The organism is Ideonella azotifigens (genome assembly GCF_006519715.1).
In the GTDB taxonomy this organism is placed as follows: domain Bacteria; phylum Pseudomonadota; class Gammaproteobacteria; order Burkholderiales; family Burkholderiaceae_C; genus Ideonella; species Ideonella azotifigens.
In genome coordinates, this window is sequence record NZ_VIDT01000462.1 from 1 (window position 1) to 4,517 (window position 4,517).

Genomic DNA, 4,517 nt, shown 5'->3' on the forward strand with positions numbered 1-4,517 from the left:
AGGCCCAGTGCGGTGGCAATGCTGGGTGCCCCGCTGAGCGCCAGCGCCGGCAGCGCAACCAGCACCGCCAGCGCCACCCGGCGCCGGCTGTAGGGTGCAGCGGCCATGGCCCAGATGAACAGCGAGACCAGGCTCAACTGCAGCAACTCGGGCGTGGTTTCGTGGCCCAGTTGCAGCAGGCCCAGGGTGGCAATGGTGGCCAGCAACGCGCCATCGGCCATTGCGCGGGCGTAGTCCACCGGCTCGGCCTCGCCGCCAAAGGCGAAGGGCACCGGCTGGGCGGCATCGGTGCGTGCCAGGTGGAACATCGCGTACCAGACCAGCGACAGCGTCAGCGCCAGCAGGAAGGTGAACGGCAGGCGTGCGGCCAGGGCAGGGTCCAGCCAGTGGCCCAGCAACTGCACCGACCAGGCGCCTATCCAGTGCGGCAGCAGCGCGGTTTCGGGTGACAACTGACCAAGCGAAGGCGCCCACCAGGAGGTGCGGCCCTCGGCCATGGCCTGCATGTAGCCGAAGGCGGTCAGATCGGCATTGCGCCAGGGGTCTCGACCGAACAGGCCGGGCAGCAGGTAGGCGGCGCAGAACAGCAGCAGTGCGATGCGTGGCAGTCGCTGCGCGGCACGCTGGGTCACGAGGGCAGGGGTCGGTTGATTCACGGCTGGATCATGCCAACAAGCGGGCCGATCAAGGTTTCAGAACGAGGCGGAAACCCAACGCCGGCAGGGGCGCGAGTCCTTGCGCAAGCCTGGGCGGGCAATAAAAAAGGCAGCCGGTGGCTGCCTTTCGGGGAGCGAGCGCTGTGCAGGACACAGGCCGCCAATCTCACTTCTTGATGCCGACGCGCGCAAACTTGTTGCGGAACTTCTCGACACGACCGCCCAGCGTGTCCACGCTCTTTTGCTGGCCGGTGTAGAACGGGTGGGATTCGCTGGTGGTTTCCAGCTTGAACAGCGGCAGTTCGCGGCCGTCTTCCAGCTTGATCGATTCCTTGGTCGGCGCGCAGGAACGCGTCACGAATTGGAAACCGTTGGATTGGTCCACGAACACAACGTCGCGGTAGTTCGGGTGAATGCCTGTTTTCATGGCGCTTTGAGGCGGAAACCGCCTTCCTTCGTCGCTGGTGAGCCAACAGCCACGCCAGCCCCATGCCAGCGCACTTTTCGACAGCGGAAAAACGAGCATTATAGCGCAGCGGGCTGCGCCACTGTCCGTGCCGGCATGTGTGCCAGGTCACGGACCTGCCTCCAGGATCGTCCTTGCGGTCCGATCAACCGCCTCTTCGCATCATGTCGAAGAAGTCGAGGTTGTTCTTGGAGGCCTTCATCTTGTCGAGCACGAATTCCATCGCCTCCATCTCATCCATGTTGTAGAGCAGCTTGCGCAGGATCCAGGTCTTCTGCAGGATCTCCGGCTTCAGCAACAACTCTTCGCGGCGGGTGCCGGACTTGTTGATCTGGATGGACGGGTAGACGCGCTTCTCGGCCATGCGGCGATCCAGGTGGATTTCGCAGTTGCCGGTGCCCTTGAACTCTTCGTAGATGACCTCGTCCATCTTCGAGCCGGTATCGACCAGCGCAGTACCGATGATGGTCAGCGAGCCGCCTTCCTCGACATTGCGGGCCGCGCCGAAGAAGCGCTTGGGCCGCTGCAGCGCGTTGGCGTCCACGCCACCGGTCAGCACCTTGCCGGACGAAGGCAGCACGTTGTTGTAGGCGCGGGCCAGGCGGGTGATGGAGTCCAGCAGGATCACCACGTCCTTGCCCAGCTCGACCAGGCGCTTGGCGCGCTCGATCACCATTTCGGCGACCTGCACGTGGCGCGCAGCCGGTTCGTCGAAGGTCGAGGAGATGACTTCGCCGCGTACGCCGCGGACCATTTCGGTCACTTCTTCCGGCCGCTCGTCGACCAGCAGTACGATCAGGTGGATCTCGGGATGATTGGCCACCAGCGCGTGTGCGATGTGCTTCATCATCACCGTCTTGCCGGTCTTGGGCTGTGCGACCAGTAGCGCACGCTGGCCTTTGCCAATCGGCGCGATCAGGTCGACGATGCGGCCGGTGATGTTCTCGTCGGCCTTCAGGCCGTCACGCTCAAGCTTGAACGCCTCTTTCGGGAAGAGTGGCGTCAGGTTCTCGAACATGATCTTGTGCTTGTTCTCCTCGGGCGTCAGGCCGTTCACGCGGTCGACCTTGACCAGCGCGAAGTAGCGCTCACCGTCCTTGGGGACCCGCACTTCGCCTTCGATCAGGTCGCCGGTGTGCAGGTTGAAGCGGCGGATCTGGCTGGGCGACAGGTAAATGTCGTCGGTAGAAGCCATGTAGCTGCTGTCGATGGAGCGCAGGAAGCCGAAGCCGTCTGGCAGCACTTCCAGCACACCGTCGCCGAACACCTGCTCGCCTGCCTTGGCGCGCTTTTTCATGATCGCGAACATCAACTCCTGCTTGCGCAGGCGCGAGACGTTGTCGATCTCCAGCGCTTCGCCCATCTCGATCAGGGCCGAGACGTGAAGGGCTTTCAGTTCTGAAAGATGCATCGGGATTCACCCTTGGGGTGGTTGGACCGCGCCCGCTCCGAAGGCGGCGGCCCTGGCGTGCCGCGTTGCGGAGGACGGTTTGCTGCCTTTTGGCAGCAGGCCGGACACCGACACGCGATACAAGAAACTGTTGTGGGAGCTGTGGGCCGTGAAACTCACGCGCCGGAGAACCGCTGGGTTCTGGGGCGTGGTGGCCTTGAGCCTGTTTGCAGCAGCGGGGCGGGGCTTGTGGATGACCAGCTTGCGGCCACCGCACCCGGTGCTTCAGGCGAGATTATAGATGAGCGTCGATCAGCGATTGGATTTTCGCCTTCGGATGGCTGCCGACCAGGGTTTCAGCAAACTGGCCGTCCTTGAAGACCATCAGGGTCGGAATGCCGCGGATGCCGAACTTGGCCGGGACTTCGCGGTTGTCGTCGACGTTCATCTTGGTGATCTGGATCTTGTCGCCGTAGTGGGCGGCAAGTTCTTCCAGCGCCGGGGCAATCGCCTTGCAGGGACCGCACCATTCAGCCCAGAAGTCGACCAGCACCGGCTTGCCGGATTGCAGGACGTCGGCTTCGAAAGAAGCGTCGGAAATATGCTTGATCAGTTCGCTGCTCATGGGAAGTTCCTGTGGGGAGACCGGACGGCACAGCCGGCTGCGATGCTGCACTGGCCGGACCCGGGACGCGAGGGAGGAAATTCAGAGATGGGGTCAACCCATGCCTGTTCAACCCTGCGGAAGCCTTGTTCTCGGCCCTGGGATCAGGGCCTGCAAAAAGGCAAGTTGATTCTGACACAAAGCCCGAGGACCCGCAGGCCGCGCGGATACCTTGCCGCAGCAGGGCAAACCATGCAGAAATAATGTGCACTTGTAGTGTTGATCCGGACATCGGCCGGTCGATGCAAGGGTTTCAATCGTGCCGAGCTATTCCATCGTCCCATGGTTGCCACCGCCTCCTCATCCACCCCTTCGCCTGCTTCGCCTGCTGCCTCTGCCGCCAGGGCCAAGCCGGTGCGCATGTTCGGCCGCTTCCAGTTGCTGCGCCTGGTGGGCAAGAGCGACCGCACGATGGGCTGGGCCGCCGTGGATACCCGCAGCCAGCAGGAATGCCTGCTGGTGATCCTGCGCCAGCAGCTCGATGCGGAGGCCGCTTCGGCCTGGCTGCAGGCTGCGCAGCGCGCCGCGCGGCTGCAGCATCCGCAACTGGCAAAGCCGCTGGAAATCGGCGTGCACGACCGCTGGCCGTTTATGGCCTACGACCGTTCCCGCGCCGTGTCCTGGCCCGAGAAGTTTTCGCGCCAGGGTGCGCCTGCGGCCGAACTGGCCGGCTGGGCCGCCCAGATTGCGCAAGGCCTGGCCTTTGCCCACGAGGCCGGCGTTGCCCACCGCGACCTGCAGCCCTGGATGCTGGCCATCGACGAACTGCAGCAGGTCAGCGTGATGGGGCTGGAAGCTGCTGCGCATCCGACCGAAACCCAGCATGACGGCGGGCTGGACGCCTTGCGTGCCGTGCGCGACGCGGCCCAGCAGGACGTGCTGGCGCTGGGCCTGGTGATGCACCATGCGCTGGTCGGCCAGCCGGCGCTGGACGAACCCGACGTGGTCCACGTGATACAGCGCATGCCGCCGCTGGGCCAGGAGATCGTGCGCCTGCCCTGGACCGTGCCGCGGCCGATCCCCGAGCCCTTGCGCGCAATCGTCAACCGCTGCACCGATCGCCAGCCGCGCCTGCGCTACCGCAGCGCCCGCACGCTACAGCGTGCGCTGGAAGGCTGGCTGAAGACGCAGGATGATGATGGCGGCCCGCTGGCGCTGCTGCGCGACCGCCTGCGCACCGTAGGCGTGTTGCCGGCCCAGCCCGGTGGCGCCGAGCGGGTGGCGCATCTGGCCTTGATGGAACGTGGCCGCACCAGCGAGCTGGCAGAGCTGGTGCTGGGCGACATTGCACTCGCCTTTGAACTGCTGCGCCGGGTCAACAGCGCCCAGCTGCGCGGTGGC

General features: G+C 64.8%; 5 protein-coding genes. 1 reads left to right on the forward strand and 4 read right to left on the reverse strand.

The window, feature by feature from the left end:
* From FKP22_RS21930 to trxA, 4 genes are all read right to left on the reverse strand, one after another.
* A partial coding sequence (locus tag FKP22_RS21930) for a glycosyltransferase family protein (protein WP_510606722.1) occupies positions 1-656 on the reverse strand: 656 nt, incomplete at its 3' end.
* Positions 657-822: 166 nt separating this feature from the next.
* Positions 823-1,083, reverse strand: coding sequence for a type B 50S ribosomal protein L31 (locus tag FKP22_RS21935; RefSeq protein WP_141289814.1), 261 nt, complete (start codon positions 1,081-1,083; stop codon positions 823-825).
* 184 nt (positions 1,084-1,267) lie between these two features.
* The gene (rho, locus tag FKP22_RS21940; protein WP_141289815.1) at positions 1,268-2,533 is read right to left on the reverse strand and encodes a transcription termination factor Rho; all 1,266 of its coding nucleotides are present in this window, start codon (positions 2,531-2,533) and stop codon (positions 1,268-1,270) included.
* Between the two features lie 274 nt (positions 2,534-2,807).
* Entirely contained in the window at positions 2,808-3,137 is a 330-nt protein-coding gene (trxA, locus tag FKP22_RS21945) for a thioredoxin (RefSeq protein ID WP_141289816.1), read from the reverse strand.
* A 321-nt stretch (positions 3,138-3,458) separates the two neighbouring features.
* On the opposite strand from trxA, the gene FKP22_RS21950 reads away from it, so the two are divergent.
* The coding region (locus FKP22_RS21950) for a serine/threonine protein kinase (protein ID WP_375140605.1) at positions 3,459-4,517 on the forward strand (1,059 nt) is incomplete at its 3' end.

What these genes read in the sequence shown, in the direction of transcription:
- trxA (WP_141289816.1), bottom strand. Translation starts at nt 3,137, where the DNA reads ATGAGCAGCGAACTGATCAAGCATATTTCCGACGCTTCTTTCGAAGCC.
- FKP22_RS21935 (WP_141289814.1), bottom strand. Translation starts at nt 1,083, where the DNA reads ATGAAAACAGGCATTCACCCGAACTACCGCGACGTTGTGTTCGTGGAC.
- rho (WP_141289815.1), bottom strand. Translation starts at nt 2,533, where the DNA reads ATGCATCTTTCAGAACTGAAAGCCCTTCACGTCTCGGCCCTGATCGAG.